The following is a 22427-nucleotide window of genomic DNA, read 5'->3' as shown; positions in this document are numbered from 1 at the left end:
TTTTTTAGTAATAGTGTGCTTCTGTCATCCGATAGGGATCAACGAATGACGGTCAAAATGTCAGCGTCTCTTGTAGCGATATCCAGATTGCCGACTACGATGTCTTTGTACTCATATCCATTGGTGACCAGTACGGGTGTGATGATCGGCAGCCCTTCGTTTTCAATCTGCTCGCGGTCAAAGGTGAGTAGCAGATCGCCTTTGCGAATGCGGTCGCCATCTTGTACATGCAGAGTGAATGGAGCGCCTTTCAGTTTGACCGTATCCAATCCGATGTGGATGAACAGCTCTACACCGCTATCCGATTGCAGCCCGATGGCATGAAGGGTTGGTGCAATGGTTGCCACGGTACCGTCAAATGGTGCGTACAGCTTGTTGTCATCCGGCTGAATCGCAATACCTTGTCCCATCGCGCCAGAGCTGAATGCTTCGTCTGGTACATCGGACAATGGCAGGATTTTGCCAGCTAACGGAGCGCTAATACTTTCTTCTTGCGCCAGTGTAGCAGTGGATGGCTGTGCATCTGCTGATTGAGCAGTATGGATGGTCGTTGCTGCTACGCCAGTAGGATTCTGCGATGCAGATGATACCGCTGCATCATTCAGTGTACCGATCACCGCTGGTGCAGGCGTTTGCTGCGCTGTACCAGTTTTACCTTGTTCACTTGCCAGCTGTGGATCGCCGTCCGATGATTTGGCTTCGTCTACGCCATAGCCGAATAGCTGAATTAGAATAACCGGCAGAACGATGGCAATGGCAGCACCGATGAGCAGACCCCAGATAGAAGTCGGATAGTCGGCGTTGATGCCGTTTACAATGGTGAGTGGACCCGGCAGACCTGCATAAGCGAAGTAATACGGGTTAAAGAAGCTCGCTACAATTGCACCAACTGCACCAGAGATACAGCCGAAGATCATCGGCTTTTTGAAGCGAAGCGTAATCCCGTAGATCGCTGGCTCGGTAATGCCGAACAATCCAGTGACACCAGCGGATACACCGATTTTGCGTGTTTCGCTGTTGCGTGTTTTCAAAATAACACCCAGTACAGCACCGATCTGTGCGACGACAGCAATCGTTTGGTACGCTTGGAACGAATCGCGTCCATATTGTTCAAAGTTGGCGAGTACCATCGGTGTGACACCCCAGTGTACGCCAAAGATCACGATGACCTGCCAGAATCCGCCGACAATCGCACCGGCAAGAGCAGGTGCGTGCTCAGCAAGGAAGTTGTATCCGTTTGCAATGCCGTTAGCACCCATTGTGGTTACCGGACCGATCAGTACGATGGTTAAAGGAACCATGATCAGCATACAGAGCAGCGGTACAAATAGTGGACGAATCACTTCATGTATACGTTTGTTTAGGAATTTTTCCAGATAGGACAGAATCCATACAAGGAACAGCGGTGGCAGCACAGTAGAGGTATACGTAGTCTCTGTCAGTGCAATACCAGCAAAATTCAAGCGACCGCCGTCGGCAATCTGCGCTGCCATCTCTGCCCATGAAGGGCTAACAAGTGCCGCACAACAGGCGACCGCGATAAACATATTGGTTTTAAAATGCTTGGATGCCGTAATGGCGATAAAGATCGGCAGGAAGGTGAACGGCGACCAGGAGATGAAGCTGATCACCTGATATGTACTGTTCTGATCCGCGCCAGGAAACAATAGATTGATGATAATCAGCAGACCCTGCATAATACCGGCTGCTGCCAGAATATAGACAAAAGGAGCAAATACTGCTGACATCGTAGCAATAATACGGTTTACAATCGTACCTTTATGCTCGTTACCTTCAGCAGACTGGTCGATATTGACTAGCTTGGCGAATTCGTCATACACTTCGCCGACATGCTGACCGATGACGATTTGGAACTGTCCGCCATTTTCCACCACGGTGATGACACCCGGCATTGCGGACACGGTTTCTTTTGCCTGTGTATTCGAATCCTTCAACACCAGACGCAACCGAGTTGCGCAGCGCGTCGCTCCAGCGATGTTTTGCTCACCGCCGACTGCGGTCAGGATGTCCTGTGCCAGCTTTGGATAATCTCTCACTTTTCCCGACATGGAATCCACTCCTTTTATTTGTTATACGCTTACATTATAATTATAACGGTATAATTTATCAATAACCAAATAATTATATTTTGAATATACGATTTAATCATGTGGTTTTGAAATGAATATGATACAATTTCGGTACAGCCTACGAATCATCGGCGCCGCTTATCGGTGCGATGGAGCGTGGAAATATTTACATGCCCAATACCAATCCAATTAAAGAGGAATGCCTATGTTAAAATACCAACACATTGCCGCAGAAATCGAAAAATACATTCAAGAGCATGCCTTGCAGCAGGGAGATAAATTGCCCGTGCTGGACGAGCTGATGCTCCAATTCGGTGTGAGCAAAAGCACCATCATCAAATCGCTAGAGCTGCTGGAAGAGAAAGGCGTGATCTTTCAGGTGCGTGGTAGCGGTATCTTCGTCCGCCGTCACGGGCGCAAAGGATATATCAGCTTGCTGAAAAATCAAGGCTTTACCCGCGATCTGGATGAGTTTCCGGTGACATCGAATGTACTGTTACTAGAAGTGATCAAGCCCAATCGCGAGGTGGCGTCCAATCTGAATATTGAGCCGGATCAGGATGTGTATCATGTGAAGCGGGTTCGCTATATCTACGAGCAGACGCTATGCGTAGAGGAATCGTATTACAACAAAGCCATTGTCACGTATCTGAACAATGAGATCGTCTCCGATTCGATCTTTGATTATATTCGGGACGGCTTGGGGCTGAAGATCGGATTCTCGGATTCGTATTTGCATGTCGACAAGCTAAATGCGGAGGAGGCGGCGCATCTGCGATTGCAGCCGGGTGAGCCGAAGCTACAGGTGGAGACGATTTTCCATCTGTCCAATGGTCAACCGTTCGACTTTTCCAAAATCACGTACAACTATGTACAGTCTCAATTCTTTATTCAGGCGAATGGGCATCGGATGTAGGCGTGTAGTGAACATCCAATATAGCGAAGAAAGAAGCGCGCTATGCAAGCGATTTCTGTCCAAAACACCTGTAATACAATCTAAAAGCAAATAGCCTGCGTTCAATATGTATACGAACGCAGGCTATTTGTTTTTTTTTGGAAAAATGCAATCCATATATCAGTAATTCCCCAGTCTATGGAATGAAACGATGGACTAGGGCTTATCTATGTTCTGATAACTACGGTTTAAAATCACCAATGGGGGTAGTGTGAACGTGTAATTTGCGTGCCTTGATTTCCTGAGCTAACGTTTCCGAGATGATCGGATTGGAGATGTATGTATAATCCAGTGTGAACCATTCGTTTGTTCCGATCTTCTGTTCATCCAATACGATGTGTTCGAACCCTTTAGCAATTCGGCGTGGAGGCTGCTGGATCGAACGCAGCACCAATTGCTTTCCGGCATACTGAGAGGCTTCATAATCAACACAATCCAGCGGCTGTATACGATGAGCAATCCAATATGTAGTAGAGACCAGCGCGTGATTATGATAATAAACCTTCGCCGGTACGAATTGCGTCGGTGTGGGATACTGCTCTAGTAATTGCTTGAAGGCATCCGATACTACAGTAGCCCGTGTACCAGTATAAAAGAAATCGACATCCATTTTGCGTAAACGCGAATCCAGTATTACTTCAGCAGTTGTATAGGGTGGTAGGTCCGTTTGAATCGGATCATAATATTCTACTGCAGGTGTAAATGTAGCCCCCCCGGAAATAAATCCTTTGCGTGGATATTGATACTCCAAAACGTAATAGTTCATGGATGATATTCCCTCCTATCAGATTGGATGGCTCCTTCACATGATCCAACATACCACACCTACCAAAATGAATTCAAAAGAAGTAAGAGATGATCGTTCTCAAGCAAATATTTTCAAAAATAATAGGTTACCTAATATATTGACACTCTAAACAAAATTCTGTATATTAATCAGCAGACATACTCTGTACAGAGTACTCTATGCAGAGCAAAAGCGCATATATCCACATAAGTACCACATCTATTCATGCATCTACCACGCATAGGTACACATCGAACCGCTGACCGGAACGCATCACAGATAACCGGCATGAAGCAAGCAGCAGAAGGGGGAAGGCATTGTCTTTACAAATTTATATTCTAGGATCGTTATGGGAAAACGACATTCATCCCTACGAGATCAAGAAGCGCATTATCGAGAATACGAGCGGCACAGTCACCATTACCGACGGCAATCTGTACTACAATTTCGATGCCCTACATAAGAAAGGCTACATCGAAAAGGTTGAAACGGTATCTTCCGAACACTATCCTGACAAAAGCTTTTACGGCATCACCGAGCAGGGACGCGAATCTCTAAAAGATATGATTTACAAAAGCTTTACAGCCCCCAAGGATGTACGTTCGCTGCTGGCGCCGCTCTTTTTTGTGCGGCTGGTGGATATGAATCGGATTGCTTTTTTGCTACAGGAAGCAGTGGAGCAGCGTGAACAAGACCTTGTGAGCACACGAGAACGTTCAGCCCAATGGACTACACCGGACATGACGCCGGAGTATGAGGAATGCCATGCCTTTTTAATTCGCTATTCGCTTTCGAAGCGTGAAAATGAACTGGCTTCGCTAAAAGACTTGCTTGGTGTTATTCAACGGATGAACAGCCAGCAATGATCCACATCCGTATGGATGCAAAATATACAGGTTTGAGGTGGAAAGAGTGAAGAAGAAGCTCACATTATGGATATTGGTCGCGTTATTAGTCATTAGTGGCGGGGCGCTCGGCTACTATTACTGGTACCAAGGAACGTATTACATCAAGAGCGATGACGCACGTATTACGGCTGACCAGTATAAGGTGATGCCGCAGATTACAGCCAAGCTGACGCATATTGATGTAGAGGAAGGGGACACGTTGAAGCGCAATGAACCGATTGCCGAGCAGGACGTATCCGGTCTCACCTCCGATGCCATTAGCAAATCAATACTGCGCGCCCCAATTGACGGCACGGTGCTCAAGCTGTATTCCAAAACAAACGAAATCGCTTCGCCTAGCTCGACGGTCGCGGTAATGGCGGATCTGAACAATTTGTACGTATCGACCAATATCGAAGAAACCGACATTAGCCGCATCAAGCTGGGGGCGCTGGTCGATATTACGCTGGATGCGGCGAGTGATGAGATCATTCAAGGCAAGGTGCGCAAGATTGGACAAGCGTCGAACTCGGTCTTTTCCGTGATTCCGGCGACCAATACGAGCGGTAACTTTAACAAAGTCACTCAGCGGATTCCGGTTGAGATCGCTTTGAACGTACCGGAAGGACTGCAATTGATTCCCGGAACCAACGTGGAAGTGAAGATTCATACACCGTAAAAAGGGGGCGTACCGATGTCATCTGAAGCTATACGTACTGCTCCTGCCGGTCCAGAACATCTCACCTCGCGTGAACGCTGGTTTGCATTCTGGGCAATCGTCCTTGGTACATTCGTTGCTGTTCTGAACAATAGTCTGATTAACGTTGCGATTCCGCAGCTTACAACCGATCTTGGATCGACGACGACCCGTATTCAATGGGTGATTACTGGCTATACGCTTGCTTCCGGTATTATCGTGCCGATTACTGGCTTTATGGAGCAGCGGATCGGCTACAAGAAATTTATGATTTTAGCACTGTCGGTGTTTACGATTGGCACGCTGATCTGTGCGTTTGCTTGGAATGATATGTCGCTGATTATGGCGCGTATTCTGGCGGGTCTGGGCGGCGGTCTGATTATGCCGCTTAGTATGACGATTGTATATAAAATCATGCTGCGCGAGCAGGTGGGACTGGCAATTGGTCTATGGGGGATTGCTGCAATGGCAGCACCAGCGATTGGTCCGACATTGAGCGGTTATTTGATCGAATGGTTCAACTGGCGCTTTCTGTTTATCGCTTGTGTGCCGATTGCGATGTTTGCGATTCTGATGGTCTTTGTACTGATCAAGGAGCCGCCGAAGAACCAACCGATCAAATTCGATCTAACCGGATTTCTATTGTCGGCAACGTGTGCGGGAACGTTACTGTACGCACTGTCCAACGGTTCATCGTCCGGCTGGACATCTTTCAAAATCGTCGGCTTATTCTTTATCTCCTTCTGGGCGCTTGTGTTCCTAATCTATGTGGAGCGTGGCAAGGACAATGCCGTTATTGATGTATCGTTATTTAAAAACTATAAATTTACGGTCAGTGTCATCGCATCCAGCTTCGTAATGATGGGCATGATGGGCGGTACTTTTTTGGCGCCGTTATTTTTGCAAAGTGTGCAGTCCAATTCTGCGATCCAAACCGGTCTGATCCTGCTACCACAGGCGGTCGCGATGGCGCTTATGATGCCGATTGCAGGCAAGCTGGTCGACAAGATCGGTATCGTACCGCTTTGTCTGGTCGGGCTGACCTTAACCAGCTTTATGACATACCATCTGCATACGCTGTCGCCACAAACGTCCCGCCTCTGGTTTGAAACGGTGATGGTGATGCGCGGGATGGGGATCGGGCTTTGTCTGATGCCGCTGTCTACGGTCGGTATGAATGCTATTGCGGACGAAGTGTCGCCAGCGAAGGTCAGTAGCGCATCGGCTGCTTCCAACCTGATCCGTACGCTGGCGGGTTCGATGGCAATTGCTATTTTGACCTTTATTATGCAGGATCGTACAGCTGTCCATAGCCAGCATATTGCCGAGTCGATCACGGTTGAGGGCGGACAGTACTTGCAATCCGTACTTGGCAGCTCATGGCTGTCCAGCGCAACGGGGCTGATCTCGTTAGATGCGTATTCGCGTGGGATCGCCGATACCTTCTTACTGTCGTCCATTCCGTTATTCTGCTGCATCCCACTCATGTTCTTATTCCTCGGTGGGAAACGAAAACCGAAGAACAAGGAAATGCCGCTGACGGAAGAAGTTCAGGCGCAGGTATAAGCAAGCCAATATCTATGCCATATGAAGTCGATCCTACGCATGATTTGCAGCTTTGTATGTATCCTAGTCGCATGTGAACGCCTATAGAAGCGCAAGGATATTCCTATTTCAATCCAAGCCTATGGCGATAGAAGATATGTATCATTACAGAAGGAAAGGGAAACGAGCCATGAGAACAAGAAAATGGGAAATGACTGCTGCCGCACTGGTACTTAGTACCGTCATGCTGGCAGGCTGTTCTACCAGTAACCAAGCGGCATCTCCGATGAAGGTGACGGTCAAAGTCGCTTCTGCTCAGCAGGGTCAGATTGGTCAGGGTGAAATCTACACGGGTACCGTCAATCCGTCTGAAACGGTCAATATCGTACCGAAAATGAGCGGCAAAATCTCCGCCGTCTCCGTCGATGTTGGCACACCGGTAAAACCGGGTCAGGTGTTGTTCAAGCTGGAGGATGACGATCTGCAAAATAAACTCAAGATCGCTCAATCCGACGCCGAAGCAGCCTCCGCTGGCATCAAAACCGCAGAAAGCTCCCGCGAATCCGGTATGGTATCTGCCAATTCCGGCGTCGTCAGCTCGAAAAGCGGCGTGATTTCATCCAAAAGTGCAATCACCCAAGCAGAGAGCGGCATCAATCAAGCGCAAGCATCAGTGAATCAGGCGAATACAGCCTTGAAAACAGCACAAACTGGCGTATCCACGGCGGGCAATACGATCAAACAAACGCAGGAAGCCTTAAAGACGGCGCAGGCTACCCAGACACGTACTCAGTCGCTGTTGGATAACGGGCTGGCTACACAAGCTGATCTGGAAAAAGCACAATCCGCCGTTAGCAGCGCCCAGACCGCCTACGATAATGCAGTCAACGCCAAAGCCAATGCTGAAGAACAACTGGCAGCAGCGCAGAACAATATCGCCACCACGCAAAAGGCACTGACCACTGCCCGTGAAGCGTACAATAACGCAACTAGCAGCTATGCCAACGCGAACGACGGCTATAGCAATGCGCAGCGTCAATTGGAAGTATCGCAAAGCACCGCAGGCATTGAAGCGAGTCAGCAAAAGCTCAAGCAGGCACAGGTGAATGTCGATATTGCCCGCGATGCGCTGGATAACGCAGTTGTGGAATCACCAATTAATGGTATCATCGTAACCAAAAATATCGAGTCTGGCGAGATGACGCCAACCGGAACCGCATCGCTCGTAATTGCCAATCTGAATACCGTCAATATTCTGATCTACATTCCAGCTGACCAGATTAATGGTATTCAAAAAGGCGATCAGGTGCAGGTTAATGTATCGTCCTCCGGTCTGATTGCTACTGGAAAAGTGAAGCTGATCAATCCACTGGATGATAGCGGCAATGGCTATCCAGTACAGGTAACGGTATCCAATGCCGATGGAAAACTCAAAACGGGAATGCTGGCTGACGTCAGCTTTATCGGTAAAGATTCCAAATCCGGCATCATCATCCCAACCAAAGCGGTTGTCAAAGATGGCGACAAATCGTATGTGTACGTTGCTGCTAATGGCAAAGCGATACGCAAAGAAGTCACTATCGCTTCCACAACTGGTTCTCAAACGCTGATCTCCAAAGGTCTAAAATCCGGTGAGCAGGTCATCCAGAACAATCAAGCCTTGCTGGATGAAGATGCGGCGATTACGATCGCGCAGAGTTGATCAGTCCTATTAAGCGCCTAGGTAGGAGTATAATCATCCGTATATAGAACAATATCAGTACGAGTATACTATCGTTTGTTCGTTCCCTCTGAAACAAATCGGCAAGCTGCAAAGTAATAATGGAAATGATAAAAGATAATGAACGTTTTATGATAAATCTGTTTAAATACGCAATGAAGTGCGTTATAATACTATTATCAAACAAAAAAACCTGTGATGCGCTAACATCACAGGCTGGATGACAGATCGGCGGACATACACGGCGATCGCTTGTAATCATTCGACACAAGAAAATCGCCGGTTAGAGTAGTCACCTCTTACGACCGGCGGTTTTTCTTGTCTTCGTTCTCAGATTTGCTTGTTTGTAGAAAAGAGCGTATTTTCAGCACAATATACAAAAATTGTGCAGCCCGAATCCCTACATTTAACAAACCGAATACGAAATCAAAATATGACATGGCGTCACCCCCTTTCGGGCTGCGATGCCGTGTCGTGTACCGCCGGACACTTGATCATCCGGCTTTTATTATAACATGATATATCTTATATACGTTATATATTTACGCAAAAAAGTAAAAAAGATTGAGGATATATTCTATTTTGTTTTAGGTTGTAGAACGGTCATCTTCTCTTTCTTTAAAGATGGATATATCATTTTGCATAGTTAGTTTCTCGGATCATATTCACAAACACATATACACATGCTAATGAAAATAAGATTACGAATAGTTTGAATGGTACACTTGAAGATTCCAAATACCAAGCATTGATCGCATGAACAATTGCAAAAGTAATACCCAATATAGCTAGTGATGGTTTCTTCTTTTGCTTTGACTCATATAGATAGAAGCATAGACCCTGAATACATAAACAGAAACCGCCCAAAGAGAAATGGGATACAACGCCAAACAAAATCATAACAGTGATCCAAACCACAAGGGCAATCATAGGAAACACGATTTTCGGATGATATATCGACATATGTATCAAAATCCTCCATTCCTGAACTGCGATCGTTTCCATTTATTGTACATGTAGTATCAACCACTGTAAAAACTATTCAACTATCATCCAATGTCGCTATATGTGAATGTATCTTACCTTTCAAATCTAATGGGGAGATGGGTTTGAGCATGATATGAGTCTGAGCATGACATAGGTCTGAGCATGATAGAGGAATAAAAACGAATATGATCAACAAAAAAAGAGGAGAGCGCATCGCACTCTCCTCTTTTTTATGGATGGATATGGATAGGAACACCTTGATCTGCCTGCTGTAGTGCATCGACGATCTGCTGTGCAGTGCGATAACGGCTGCGGTTCACGATAAAATCGCGTGCTAGCAGAGCAGCACTGGACTTGATATGCAGACGCTTTTCGTCATCGCCGATAGCTTCAATATCCTTGGCATGGGCGAGTCCGATCACACGTCGCATCATCTCGCTGCCCGCAAAGCCTACCGTATCTTCCAAAATATGCTGTAGCTGATCCTCCACCAACCCCGGCACATTGGCAAAATACTCCTGATTATTCTGCTGCCACAGCTCACGGTAACGAGTGGAGAACACGTCCCACACCGTTAGCACATGATTCAGCAGCAGCTCACGGCTATCATCCTGACGCGCTAGAGCAGACAGTAGCGTATTGGAGATAAACAGACCAATGTCATAACCGACAGGACCATAAAAGGCAAACTCAGGATCAATCACCTTCGTCTCCTCATCACTGGCAAAGATACTACCGGTATGCAGATCTCCATGCAGCAGTGCTTCGGCAGACGTCATGAAGTGACGCTTCAATTTGGCGCCTTCCAATAGCAATGCCTGATCTTGCCACAATTGCTGTGCTAGCTGCTGCAAGCCGGGTTCGACGTCATTACTTTCATCGTCGATCAGCGGATAGGTAAACACAAAATTCTCTGTAATTTTGCACAGCTCTGGATTATGAAATTGTAATGCCAGCTCGCGCCGTGCCTCCGCACCTAATGCAAAGTCCGACGTGCCGTACAGCGTTTGCGCCAGATATTCGCCGATATGTTGAGATAGCAGCGGATAGACTGCGCCTTCGGCAAATCCGGTACGCACGATTGTCAGATGGGATAAGTCTTCCATTACTGTAATTGCATACTGCTCGTCAGTATAATATACCTGCGGCACGTAGTCCGGGGCATACCGAGCAAAGATTCGTAACGCTTCGCTCTCCATTCGCGCCCGATCCAGTGTCAGCGGCCAGCCTTCCCCGATCACGCGTACATACGGCAGTGCTTGCTTAATAATGCTGCCTCGTCCGGTGGACGGCTCGGTAATATGAAATACTAGATTCAGGTTGCCATCGCCGATCTCGCGGCAGGACAGCTTGGCATCCGTAGGAAACAGATTCAGCTTCACCGCCAGTTCTATCGCGGTCTGTTCATTCAATGCTTCATACGTATTGGTAGCAGGTGTGCTCATCACGCATTCCCTCCTGATAAAATGTTATACCTTCTGTCTTGCCCGATGGATAAAGGTGACTGCCAGCGCCAGTACCAGTACTGCGCCTTTGATAATATCTGTCGCATAATACTGCACATTCAGCATGGTCATACCGTTCACGAGAATGCCCATCAATACCGCTCCGAAAAAGGTTCCGATCACATTTGGACGACCTGCGCCGAAGACCGAATAACCAACGAATACCGCCGCAAGCGCGTCCATTTGCATCGACGAACCGGCATCGACTTGACCGGAACCGACGCGTGCTGCGAACAGAATCCCACCGACCGCAGCGAAGATACCAGAAGCGACATATGCCAGTGTGCGAATGCGATTCACGCGCAGACCTGACAGACGTGCAGCTTCCTCGTTACTGCCGGTCATGATCATCTGACGACCACCACGTGTGTATTTGAAGAATAGGTGCATGCCGATCACAGCTAGAATCATCAGAATTACAGGGAATGGAATCCCGAGCAGACGCCCTTGCCCGATCCAAAGGAAGGAATCCAACATCACGCCCGGCGCCTTCGTGCCATCCTGAAACTGCATATTGTTGTAAATGGCATAGCCTTTTGTATACGTACGATGAATCCCGCTAATGATGTACATCACTGCCAGTGTTGCCAGCAGATCGGGAATCCGAATTTTCACAATTAACAGCGAGTTCAGCAAGCCGACCAGTGCGCCCAGAATGAGCGGCACGATGATAACAGCGATCAGCGGCATTTGATACCATACCATCATCGCTGCGGTGACAACGGTTGTGAGCGAGACGGTAGAGCCTGCGGACAGATCAAAGCCGTCTACCGTAAGCGAGATCGTAATACCGATTGCCACAAACGTCACAATCGAGATCGAACGCAAAATATCAGTAATATTGTTGTACGTAAAGAAATGCGTATTATAGACGGAGAAGAAGACCAGTACCAGACCGATAAAGATCAGCGCTCCGTAACGATATGAGAATTGGGCGAGTTGGTGTTTCATACAAGTTCCTCCCGGCCTGCGCTGGCGTAGTATAGTAAATCCTCATGAGATGCTTCGCCGTAGGCAAAGGTTTTCGTAATCCGACCGTCGCACATGACGAGAATGCGGTCGGCAAGTCCAAGTGCTTCCTCAAATTCGCAGGTGAGATACAGGATGCCTTTGCCCTGCTGCGCCAAGCCGCCGATTACACGGAAAATATCGCGCTTCGCGCCCACATCAACGCCCTTGGTCGGCTCGTCGAGTACATATACATGCGCGTTGGTCTCCATCCATTTCCCGATAGCGACCTTTTGCTGATTCCCGCCACTGAGATAGCCGGTGAGCTGCTGATCGGATGCTGCCTTGATGCCTAACGCAGATACTAGACCGCTGCCGTGCTTGCGTTCCGCTTTGCCCGAGACGATGCCAAGTGATGTGATTTTCTGCAAAATAGGCAGACTCAGATTGTGCAGTACCGATTCCTTGACCAAAATACCTTCCTTGCGCCGTTCTTCCGGCACCAACACGATTCCGGCGGAGATCGCTTGCTGCGGCGTGCGGATACGCAGCTTTTTGCCATTCAGCTCGATACTGCCTTGCTCCGGTACATCCGCACCGAACAGCAGCTTGGACAGCTCCGTTTTGCCTGCGCCCACCAGCCCGACGATGGCAACAATCTCGCCGCTGTTTACTTCCAAACTCACATCCTGCACATGCCGCCCTGCCGCCAGATTGCGCACGGTCAGAATCGGCTCTCCGATCTCGGTAAATACCTTCGGATATTCCTCTTCAAATGCGCGTCCCAGCATGGAATGCACCACATCGTTTGGATTGGTTTCTGCCGCTGGGAGTGTGCTTACTCGGCGACCGTCGCGCATCACGGTAATGCGGTCACACACTCGGAAAATCTCCGGCAAACGGTGCGAGATGAAGATGACCCCGATGCCCTGTGATTTTAGCTCCTGCATAATCGTGAACAACCGTTCCGCTTCTTCAATACTAAGCGGCGCCGTCGGCTCATCCAAAATGACAAAGCGTGCTTGCTCCGCCATGACGCGGGCGATTAGCACGAGCTGCTTTTCCGCCAGCGTCAATTCGCTCACCTGACGACGCGCTGAGATCGCAAAGCCCAGCCGTTTTAAAATAGCATCTGCCTCGTTGTATAGCTTTTTCCAGTTCAGCACAGGACTGCCACCGGAAGAGATCAGCTGATCCAGCAAAATATTTTCCGCTACCGACAGCTGCGGAATCAGCGAGGTATCGACCTCCTGATAGACGCACTGGATGCCGGCTTGTTTGGCGGCTGCGGGTGAATCGATAACCACTTCGCTGCCGTCGATCAAAATGCTGCCTTTGTCTGACGTGTAGGCACCGGACAATATTTTCATCAGTGTACTCTTGCCTGCGCCATTCGCGCCGAGCAGCGCATGAATCTCGCCGCTGTGCAATTGAAAATCCACATCCTGCAGCGCCGGTACGTTGGCGAAGGATTTGAAAATGCCGGTCATGGTCAGATTGCCGCTGGTTGTCGCTGCGGAATTGCTCATTATGGATTGCCCCTTTCCTGTAACCTGCAATAACAACAGTATCCACCTGCACCATATAGCTCATGCAGGTGGATCACGGTTTTGTTCGTTTCATACATCATGGGAGCAAGGATAGCCACATCGTAGTGGATAGGATGATCTTGCTATCCTGTGCTTGCAATTACTTCGCTGCTGCGACTGCTTTTTCCAGTTCTTTTAGCTGATCGGTATTGCCTTGATCGCTTTCGCCCCAGCCCTTCACGTATTGATTCAGATCGGCAGTGGTTACTTTTTTATCCTTCGGCAGATCGTCACGTTTCACATAAACAGGCTCCAGCTCAACTTTTTGGTCAGATGTATCGCCTGCGAATTTCTGGTACAGATAGCGAACCTGTACGCGTCCGATTGTGGTCGGATCAACCGCTGCGGAAGCTACCCACGGGCTGGTCGTATCCTGAATCATGCTCAGATCCTCGTCACTCATATCGATACCGTACACTTTAATCTCATTGCGTCCGGCTTGTTTGATTGCATTGCTAGCACCTTTGGCAAATTCATCCCAAGATGCCCATACCGCTGTAATATCGCCTTTGTTCGGATATTGCTTCAAAATCGCTTCCATCTGCGTTTGTGCATCCAGCTGTGCATTGTCTGCTGTACCAAAAGCAGCGATTTCTTTAATATTTGGATATTTCTCTTGGAATTTTTTGTAGGAGATTTGACGGGATTCCATCGGTGGGAAACCGGCCACCCAGATTTTGACGATATTGCCTTTGCCGCCAGCATCGGCTGCCAGTTGATCCAGTGTCAGCTCCGCCATTTTTTGGTCGTTTTGTGCCAGACTTGTTACGCCTTGAATACCGTCCAGTGCGGAGTCGAAGGCAACAACCGGAATACCGGCTTGCACTGCTTTTTGTACACCAGCTGTCAGTGCGCCTGCATCACCGTGGTCGATCAGGATACCGTCGAATTGACCTTGGTTAACTGCTGCATCGAGTGAAGATGCCATTTTGCTCAGATCATTGTCGGCGCTAATCACCGTAACAGTGCCGCCGTATTTAGCAACCTGATCCTTCACGCCGTCCACATACTGGGCGGAGAAGTTACCGTTGTTCAGACGCATGATCAGTGCGATATTTTTACCGGCAAGAGCGTTGCCAGAAGCATTCTCTGTGCTTCCCGAAGCGTTGTTATCTGCTGCTCCGTTTCCGCAGGCGCTCAGCACGATCGCGAAGACCATCAGAATAGAGAGCAGAAGTGCGGATTTTGAAGACTTTTTCATGGTTAGTTCCCCCTGTACATGGTTGCGTTAAAGCTTTAATTGATGTGCGACTTGTAATGTTAGAATTTAATATAGAAGCTAAAACCAAGTATGTCAATTGGTTTTGTAAAAATAAATAGAATCTATGCGATTTTTGGCGAAAAATAGGGGGATTGGAACTTATTTATGGATATATATGTATGAAAATGTGTCTATATGTAATTGATAAAGGAGTTGAGGTATATAAAGTGCGAAGTCATTTGAAGAATTAGTCGTTAGATGTACTAACATATTATTACTGTAGATGTCTTACCTAGAGCAGAATAAGAGTGACAAACCTTGGGTAAGGGTGACGGTTTGCGACATGATGTTTCTGAGATGATATATACATTCTAACCTTTGAGACAGAATGTATATTTAATCACGACTCATTTACGTCTGTAATGTAGAGATTGTAGTGAAACAGACGGGAATATATAAAAAAAGAGAATAAAGCGTAGGTGAAACTGCGTTATTCATATATAAGTGTAGCATCATATGGATTTGGAATGTCTGTGTGTTTGGTATATAATTTTTCTATAACAAAACTCAGTTTCATCAGATGGAACAAATTGATTCTAGAGAATCCTATTCCAGAAAGGATGATTGTAGTGAGTGACCAAAACAAACAGGATGTAACCAAACGTTTTTCGACGCGTGTAGATGATTATGTGAAGTATCGTCCGGGCTATCCAGCGGAATTATTCGATTATATGCAGAACACTATGGGTATAGAGGCTGGGCAAAAGGTAGCTGACATCGGTGCAGGAACAGGGATTTTTACCGCATTGTTACTGGAACGTGGATTGGAAGTATTCGCGGTAGAGCCGAATGAGCCGATGCGCCTTGCTGCGGAGAAGTCATTGCCAAGTGCACCTCTGCATCTGATGGATGGATCGGCAGAGCAGACGAACTTGCCAGATCATAGTGTCGATGTCATCGTCTGCGCGCAATCATTCCACTGGTTTGATACGGAACGCGCGATCCAAGAATTTCGCAGAATCGCTGGAGAAGATGGCAAGCTAGCGCTGATCTGGAATACGCGGCTACAGACCGGCAGTGATTTTCTGGAACGATATGAGCAGCTGCTACAGCAATTTGGTACCGATTACAAAGAAGTGAATCATCAGTATATGTTCAGCCAGTTGCAGCATCCAGTATTTCGGGATGGCACGATGCAGCGGGCTACTTTTATCAATCGACAGGTGATGGATCTGGATGGGGTGCAGGGTAGATTGCGTTCCACTTCTTATGTACCATCAGCGGGTGAACCGGGATATGAGCCGCTCATGCAGGAAGCGGAGCGGCTGTTCAACGAGACGAAGCAGGATGGAGTTGTCTATATGGATTATGAGACAGAGGTGTACTGGGGACAATTGTAGTTTGATCGCTACGAGTATCATGATAGGGGGATGGCTCAAACGTCGTTGGTGAAGTAAGAAATAGAGCCTGTTTTTATAAGGAAAGTATAATGATGGATAAATATATAATAAATGAAAGAAAAAGATCGACCAAAGTTGAATGTAGTGATTTTAAAGGTGTATCTTATATAGTAACAGGTACGTTTGATACCTGTTACAGGTTGTTAGAAAAGAGCCTTCAATGATAGTTGATTATAGTATCCTTTGCAGTTATTTTATTGAAACGGAGTGATATGGATGAGAGAACAACAACTGAAGATGATCCGTGAAATACGTGAACAGCAATTTACGCAAGTAGATGGCGGTACGCTTTCGCCTCCGGGTACACCTGCGGCGCAGCGTACGGAGATTGTCATTCCTACCACCTATGGCGACGCACGCACAAGTATCTACCGTCCGCTGGATGCTGAGGAACAAGCGCCAGTGTTCATAAACTTGCATGGCGGCGGCTTCGTGCTTGGTGATCCGCAAATGGACGATCCGTGGTGTGCGTATATTGCCGATCTATCCGGTTGTATCGTGTTCAACGTGGAGTATGTACTGGCACCGGAGCACAAATTCCCTGCCGCCGTGTATCAGTGTTACGAAGTGGCGCAATGGATTCATCAACATGCGTCGGAATGGGGCGGCGACGGCTCCAAGCTGGCAATCGGTGGGCACAGCGCCGGTGGCAATCTGTCTGCTGCTGTTTGCTTGCTGAATCTGGATAAAGGTGGCGAGCTGCCAATCGCTTATCAGATTCTTGACTATCCGCCACTTGATCTGGCTACCGATCCAGCAGAGAAGCCAGCCTTTGCCGAAGCGATTCCAGTTGATATGGCACGTATGTTTAACGCGATGTATTTTGAAGAGGGTGCTGATCCACGCAATCCACTGGCATCGCCGGTGTTTGCGCCGATTTCCTCTTTACAAAAACTGCCCCCAGCGCTTGTCATTACAGCAGGCAAAGATTCGCTGGCAGCGGAAGCGGAGAAATACGCAGAGCACCTTGAGCAAGCCGGTGTGGCTGTCACCAAGCGACAATACCCTGGCGAAGCGCACGGCTTCACGCACAACGGCACCCCTGCTAATGCCGAAGAAGCATGGCAGCTGATGGCGAGTGAACTCAAACGAATCTTTGCCTAAGCGGCATAGACGGTATAGATCAAGGATGTATCCCTTTTCCCAAGTTGAAAAGGAGATACATCCTTTTTTCGTGTATCGTATAGGCAAACGACATACACGATACATGCTTGCTACGTATGCACGGAAGAACGCTTGATCCTAACGAAAATTATTTGGTCAGACGAGAAGGAAAGCAATTGACAATAACCAAGTTATCGGATAGGATTTAAAAATAAACCGACTGACGAGTCAATCAACAATGTATATCGGTTATAAGTAAGCACAAACCGGCATATCTATATAAAGGAGAATGATCCATGAAGTCATTGTTTCAACGTAAAAGCGCGCTGACGCTCACACTGGTTATGGTACTTACACTGGTATTGAGCGCATGCGGGAATGCAGCATCCACGTCCAGCAATGCAGGCGGTACAGGCAGTCAGGAAGCAGCTACAACAACGGGCGGTAACGAGCTGGAGCAGATCAAGTCTGCTGGCGTACTCAAGGTCGGTCTGATGGGAACCTATGCACCGTACAACTATCTGGATTCCAACAAGCAGGTCATCGGCTTCGATGCAGATATTGCGAATGAAGTTGCCAAGCGTCTTGGCGTGAAGGTCGAATTTACGACGCAGGCATTTTCCGGTCTGATTCCGAGTCTGCAAGCGGGCAAATTCGATGCCATCATCAGTCAGGTGACGATTACGGACGAGCGCAAGCAGCAGCTGGACTTCTCCGATCCGTACATTACCAATCAGGTGAAGATCATCGTCAACGAAACCAATACCGATATTACCAAGCTTGCTGATTTTAAAGGCAAAAACATCGGCGTTGGTCTGGGCACGAACGACGAAACGTATCTGCGTAACGAAGTGCTGCCGCAGGTTGGTGACTTTACGATCAAAACGTACAACGATGTGATCACGACGTTGCAGGATTTGAATGTGGGACGTATCGACGCAACGATCAACAACATCTATGCACTGAAGCCGGTTGTGGAAGAGAATGGGTTCAAAATCAAAGCTGTCGGCGATGCGATCAAGTCTGACCAAGCAGGAATTGCGATTCGCAAAAATAATCCAGAATTGCTGGAAGCACTGAACAAAGCGCTCAAGGATATGAAGGACGACGGCACATACAATACGATTTTTGAAAAATGGTTTGGTGAGCAACCGCCTGCAGAATAAGCGGCTATCATCAACTTCATGATGTGATATCAAGACTGCGCTACTATGGCGCAGTCTTTTACCATGAGAGATAGGAAGGAGGGATGGAAACATGCAAACGGTCGGTGAATCGGGCTGGCAGCTCGTATGGGACAATTTGCCGTTTCTGTTCAAGGGTGCAGGTTATACGCTGCTGCTGACAGTGATCTCGATGTTCTTCGGATTGATCATCGGCGTGGTGGTAGCCATTGCGCGTATGAAGGGCAACAAATTGGTGCGTGCGATAGCACGCTTTTATGTATCCATTATTCGTGGTACACCCGTGCTCGTACAGCTGGTGATCGTGTACTACGGATTAACCGATTATGGCATCACGCTGGATGCCGTACCAGCAGCATGTATTGCGCTTAGTATCAACATCGGGGCGTACTTGTCGGAAACATTCCGCGGCGCGATTTTGTCCATTCCAAAAGGGCAGACCGAAGCGGCGTATGCGACAGGCATGTCCTCGCTGCAAACGATGTGGCGTATTATTTTACCGCAGGCAGCACGAGTAGCGATTCCGCCGATGGGCAATACATTTATTGGCATGCTTAAAGAAACCTCGCTCGTCTCTGTCATTACGGTAACTGATCTGATGCGTTCGGCGGATCTGCTGATTGCGCAGTATTACATTTATATGCCATTTTATCTCGGCATCGCTATCATGTATTGGGTGATGAGTACGGTATTTTCCACCTTGCTGGAATTGGTGGAAAAACGCTTAGCACGGGCATATTGAGTAGAAGATGAAGCATAGATAGAGAGCATACAGGAGGTGGATCAGATGATACAGATTCGGAATCTATCCAAGCATTTTGGCAAGCATCAGGTGCTGCATGAGATTGATCTGGATGTGCAGGCGGGTGAGATTGTGGTACTGCTCGGACCGAGCGGTTCAGGCAAAAGCACACTGCTACGCTGCATTAACGGTTTGGAGGATTTGAGCAGTGGCTCAATTCAAGTGCAGGATCATCAGGTGAACGGCACGATGTCGCTTCGGCAGCGGCAGCGTGTCATGGCGCAGATTCGCCGCCGCACCGGTATGGTATTTCAGCAATTCAATCTATATCCGCACAAGACGGCACTCGGTAATGTGACCGAATCGCTACGAATGGTGAAAAAGATGAGTGCGATACAGGCACGCAATCTGGGCGAGCGGATGCTAGAACGCGTTGGCTTGCTGGATAAAAAGGATCAGTATCCGTCGCGATTGTCCGGTGGGCAGCAGCAGCGTGTCGGTATTGCGCGTGCGTTAGCGATGCAGCCAGAGCTGATTCTGTTCGATGAGCCGACTTCTGCGCTTGATCCAGAACTTGTAGGCGAGGTGCTGGATGTAATGAAGTCGCTTGCTCAGGAAGGCATGACGATGATCGTGGTCACCCATGAGATGAAGTTTGCACGCCAAGTGGCGAACAAGATCATTTTTATGGATGAAGGTCGGATTGTAGAGCAGTCCGAGCCGGAGGCGTTTTTTGAACAGCCGTCTAGTGAGCGGGCGCAGCGCTTTTTGAGTAAGGTATTGGATCATTGAGAGAGAGATACGGGATTGATTGCAAAGGATCAATAGCAAGGGATGAATAGCAAGGGATGAATGATACACCATCGCGTTACACAATATACAAAACCAAATTTATATAAAGGCAGGTACTACCTATGAATGTAACAACAGTATGGCACGGTGGACGTGCATTTGAATCGACAGGTCCTTCTGGTTATCCAGTTGGTATGGATGCGACTCCTGCTTACGGCGGACTCGGCAAAGGCGCAACGCCGATGGAGCTGCTGCTGGCAGGGCTGGCGGGCTGTATCGGTATTGATATTACGATGATTCTGGATTCCTTTCTAGGTCAGATTGAGAGTATTCGGATTGAAGCAGACGGTACGCGTCGTGAGGAGATGCCGAAGGGCTTCACGGATATTGATCTGATCTTCCATGTAGATGGCGAGATTCCCGATTACCGTGTATGGCGCGCGATTCAGATGGGCAAAGAGAAGTATTGTGCGGTATCGGATTCATTGAGCGCGACTATTAACTACCGTCTGATTCTGAATGGTACTGAGATCGCCAAGCCAGCAACTGCCTAACATGAACATTGAACGTGGAGTATGTTTGTATCCTTATCAGGATATGATCGCTCGTTGATGATACTCACCATTCGTGCGGATACAGTGATCTTGAATGAAGAGCGCAGATACAGCGATATGATTAATAAGGAAGCTCATGCAATAGCATCGAAAGCCATGTGTAAGCCCAATTTCTTCTGTGCGGAGAATTGGGCTTTTTGCTGTTTAGGGAGTACGTGATATTCGCTATATTACTAATGGATTGTGCAGATGCACAATGAATTTCGTCCGTTCATCAATATGTTTTAACGACATCCCTATATATAATGAAAGCGTGTTCACTATGTGCGTAGGGGGAAGACGGGTATGGAAGGATTGACGATTGGATGGCTTGGTGCGCTGGCAGGGCTGGCGCTTGCGATTGTTTTGATTTTACGTAAATTAAATCCGGTCTATGCGTTATTTCTGGGTGCGATTGTTGGGGCATTGCTCGGCGGTGCGAATCTAGAACAGACGGTTAGTATTCTTGTAAGCGGTACCCAGAGCGTGATGGGCACGGTGCTGCGCGTGCTGGCAGCGGGTGTGCTGGCTGGCGTGATGATGGAATCGGGGGCAGCTGAGACGATTGCACAGGCGATTGTACGGAAATTTGGCGGCAGCAAGGCGATTCTGGCATTGGCGCTGGCAACGATGATCATCACGGCGGTTGGTGTGTTTATTCCAGTGGCGGTGCTGATCGTGGCACCGATTGCCTTGTCGGTAGGCAACAAGATGGGCATTTCCAAGCTAGCACTGTTGGTTGCGTTATCCGGTGGAGGCAAAGCAGGCAATATCATCTCACCCAATCCGAATACGATTGCGGCGGCGCGTGGATTCGATCTGGATCTGAGCAGCGTCATGCTGGCGGGCTTTGTGCCAGCGATCTGTGGTCTGGCGGTTGCTGTTATTGTTGCTTCGCTATTGAAGAACAAAGGCGATATGGTGTCTGCTGAGGAAGCGGATGATGGGGATGTGGATATGTCCAAGTATCCACCGCTCAGCCGTGCGATTGTGGCGCCAGTGGTGGCAGTTGTGCTGCTGATGATCAATCCAATCGGCTCGATCGCAGGGATTAGCTGGTTATCCAGCTTCAAGGTGGACGCGATGTACATTTTACCGATTGCCGGTATTATCGGCATGCTGGCGATGGGACAGGCGAATAATATCGTGAAATACACAACCGCTGGATTAAATAAAATGACTGCTACGGTACTGATTCTGGTCGGTGCGGGCGGGATTGCTGGACTGATCTCGGCATCCAATCTGTCGTCGCAGGTGGTGGCGCTGATCGATGCATCTGGCATTTCGGGAACCTTTCTCGCGCCGATCTCCGGTATTCTGATGGCGGCTGCGACGGCTTCCACTTCAACTGGTGTCATTCTGGCAACGGGTTCGTTTGGGGAAGCGATTCTAAATATGGGTACTGCTCCGCTTGCAGCCGCAGTGATGGTGCATACAGGCGCGACTGTGATTGACTCACTGCCGCAGGGCAACTATTTCCACGTGACAGCAGATAGTATGAAAATGAGCATCCGTCAGCGGCTTGGCGTTGTACCGTATGAAGCGATGGTCGGCGGCACGATGGCGATTGTAGCGACACTGCTGTATGGATTTTTGTTATAAAGGCGAACGGACCATAGTCGTTACAGACAATAGCTATAA

18 protein-coding genes are annotated in these 22427 nt (G+C 48.2%); 12 read left to right on the top strand and 6 right to left on the bottom strand.

The annotated features are described in order from the left end of the window. Positions 1–38: 38 nt before the first annotated feature. Entirely contained in the window at positions 39–2069 is a 2031-nt protein-coding gene (locus ABXR35_RS20995) for a beta-glucoside-specific PTS transporter subunit IIABC (protein WP_367064011.1), read from the bottom strand. Positions 2070–2295: 226 nt separating this feature from the next. Between ABXR35_RS20995 and ABXR35_RS20990 the strand changes: the two genes are divergently transcribed. After that, positions 2296–3006 (top strand): GntR family transcriptional regulator, encoded by a 711-nt coding sequence (locus ABXR35_RS20990; RefSeq protein ID WP_367064010.1) that lies wholly within the window; start codon positions 2296–2298, stop codon positions 3004–3006. A gap of 220 nt (positions 3007–3226) precedes the next feature. Here the strand turns inward: ABXR35_RS20990 and ABXR35_RS20985 are convergent, their stop codons facing one another. Beyond that, complete coding sequence (locus tag ABXR35_RS20985) at positions 3227–3811, bottom strand: imm11 family protein (RefSeq protein ID WP_367064009.1); 585 nt, start codon at positions 3809–3811, stop codon at positions 3227–3229. Between the two features lie 338 nt (positions 3812–4149). Between ABXR35_RS20985 and ABXR35_RS20980 the strand changes: the two genes are divergently transcribed. The 4 genes from ABXR35_RS20980 to ABXR35_RS20965 all read left to right on the top strand — a co-directional run bounded on the left by ABXR35_RS20980 (position 4150) and on the right by ABXR35_RS20965 (position 8663). Then, complete coding sequence (locus ABXR35_RS20980) at positions 4150–4698, top strand: PadR family transcriptional regulator (RefSeq protein ID WP_367064008.1); 549 nt, start codon at positions 4150–4152, stop codon at positions 4696–4698. Positions 4699–4744: 46 nt separating this feature from the next. Beyond that, entirely contained in the window at positions 4745–5398 is a 654-nt protein-coding gene (locus ABXR35_RS20975) for an HlyD family secretion protein (RefSeq protein ID WP_367064007.1), read from the top strand. A gap of 15 nt (positions 5399–5413) precedes the next feature. After that, positions 5414–6982 (top strand): DHA2 family efflux MFS transporter permease subunit, encoded by a 1569-nt coding sequence (locus ABXR35_RS20970; protein ID WP_367064006.1) that lies wholly within the window; start codon positions 5414–5416, stop codon positions 6980–6982. A gap of 169 nt (positions 6983–7151) precedes the next feature. Next, positions 7152–8663 carry an efflux RND transporter periplasmic adaptor subunit gene (locus tag ABXR35_RS20965; RefSeq protein ID WP_367064005.1) on the top strand — a complete coding sequence of 504 codons (1512 nt, stop codon included), beginning with the start codon at positions 7152–7154 and terminating at the stop codon, positions 8661–8663. 1235 nt (positions 8664–9898) lie between these two features. Here ABXR35_RS20965 and mtnK read toward each other — a convergent pair. From mtnK to ABXR35_RS20945, 4 genes are all read right to left on the bottom strand, one after another. After that, positions 9899–11113, bottom strand: a complete 1215-nt coding sequence (mtnK, locus tag ABXR35_RS20960) for an S-methyl-5-thioribose kinase (protein ID WP_367064004.1) — start codon at positions 11111–11113, stop codon at positions 9899–9901. A 24-nt stretch (positions 11114–11137) separates the two neighbouring features. Then, positions 11138–12124, bottom strand: coding sequence for an ABC transporter permease (locus tag ABXR35_RS20955; RefSeq protein WP_367064003.1), 987 nt, complete (start codon positions 12122–12124; stop codon positions 11138–11140). After that, positions 12121–13650, bottom strand: coding sequence for a sugar ABC transporter ATP-binding protein (locus ABXR35_RS20950; protein WP_367064002.1), 1530 nt, complete (start codon positions 13648–13650; stop codon positions 12121–12123). The genes ABXR35_RS20955 and ABXR35_RS20950 overlap by 4 nt, the downstream gene beginning before the upstream one ends. Before the next feature lie 160 nt (positions 13651–13810). Then, on the bottom strand, positions 13811–14911 hold the full coding sequence (locus ABXR35_RS20945) for a sugar ABC transporter substrate-binding protein (RefSeq protein ID WP_367064001.1): 1101 nt from the start codon (positions 14909–14911) through the stop codon (positions 13811–13813). A 629-nt stretch (positions 14912–15540) separates the two neighbouring features. Between ABXR35_RS20945 and ABXR35_RS20940 the strand changes: the two genes are divergently transcribed. The 7 genes from ABXR35_RS20940 to ABXR35_RS20910 all read left to right on the top strand — a co-directional run bounded on the left by ABXR35_RS20940 (position 15541) and on the right by ABXR35_RS20910 (position 22388). Continuing rightward, entirely contained in the window at positions 15541–16311 is a 771-nt protein-coding gene (locus tag ABXR35_RS20940; RefSeq protein ID WP_367064000.1) for a class I SAM-dependent methyltransferase, read from the top strand. Positions 16312–16587: 276 nt separating this feature from the next. Beyond that, positions 16588–17475, top strand: coding sequence for an alpha/beta hydrolase (locus ABXR35_RS20935; RefSeq protein WP_367063999.1), 888 nt, complete (start codon positions 16588–16590; stop codon positions 17473–17475). Between the two features lie 296 nt (positions 17476–17771). Continuing rightward, positions 17772–18641, top strand: a complete 870-nt coding sequence (locus tag ABXR35_RS20930; RefSeq protein WP_367063998.1) for a substrate-binding periplasmic protein — start codon at positions 17772–17774, stop codon at positions 18639–18641. A gap of 91 nt (positions 18642–18732) precedes the next feature. Next, positions 18733–19401, top strand: coding sequence for an amino acid ABC transporter permease (locus ABXR35_RS20925; RefSeq protein WP_367063997.1), 669 nt, complete (start codon positions 18733–18735; stop codon positions 19399–19401). 45 nt (positions 19402–19446) lie between these two features. Beyond that, the gene (locus ABXR35_RS20920; RefSeq protein WP_367063996.1) at positions 19447–20193 is read left to right on the top strand and encodes an amino acid ABC transporter ATP-binding protein; all 747 of its coding nucleotides are present in this window, start codon (positions 19447–19449) and stop codon (positions 20191–20193) included. Positions 20194–20315: 122 nt separating this feature from the next. Continuing rightward, positions 20316–20747 carry an OsmC family protein gene (locus ABXR35_RS20915; protein ID WP_367063995.1) on the top strand — a complete coding sequence of 144 codons (432 nt, stop codon included), beginning with the start codon at positions 20316–20318 and terminating at the stop codon, positions 20745–20747. 345 nt (positions 20748–21092) lie between these two features. Next, positions 21093–22388, top strand: coding sequence for a GntP family permease (locus tag ABXR35_RS20910; protein WP_367063994.1), 1296 nt, complete (start codon positions 21093–21095; stop codon positions 22386–22388). Positions 22389–22427 lie beyond the last annotated feature (39 nt).

The organism is Paenibacillus sp. JQZ6Y-1, from assembly GCF_040719145.1.
GTDB lineage: Bacteria > Bacillota > Bacilli > Paenibacillales > Paenibacillaceae > Saccharibacillus > Saccharibacillus kandeliae.
Note: the sequence above shows the minus strand (reverse complement) of the source record. Positions and strands in the feature narration are given on the sequence as shown.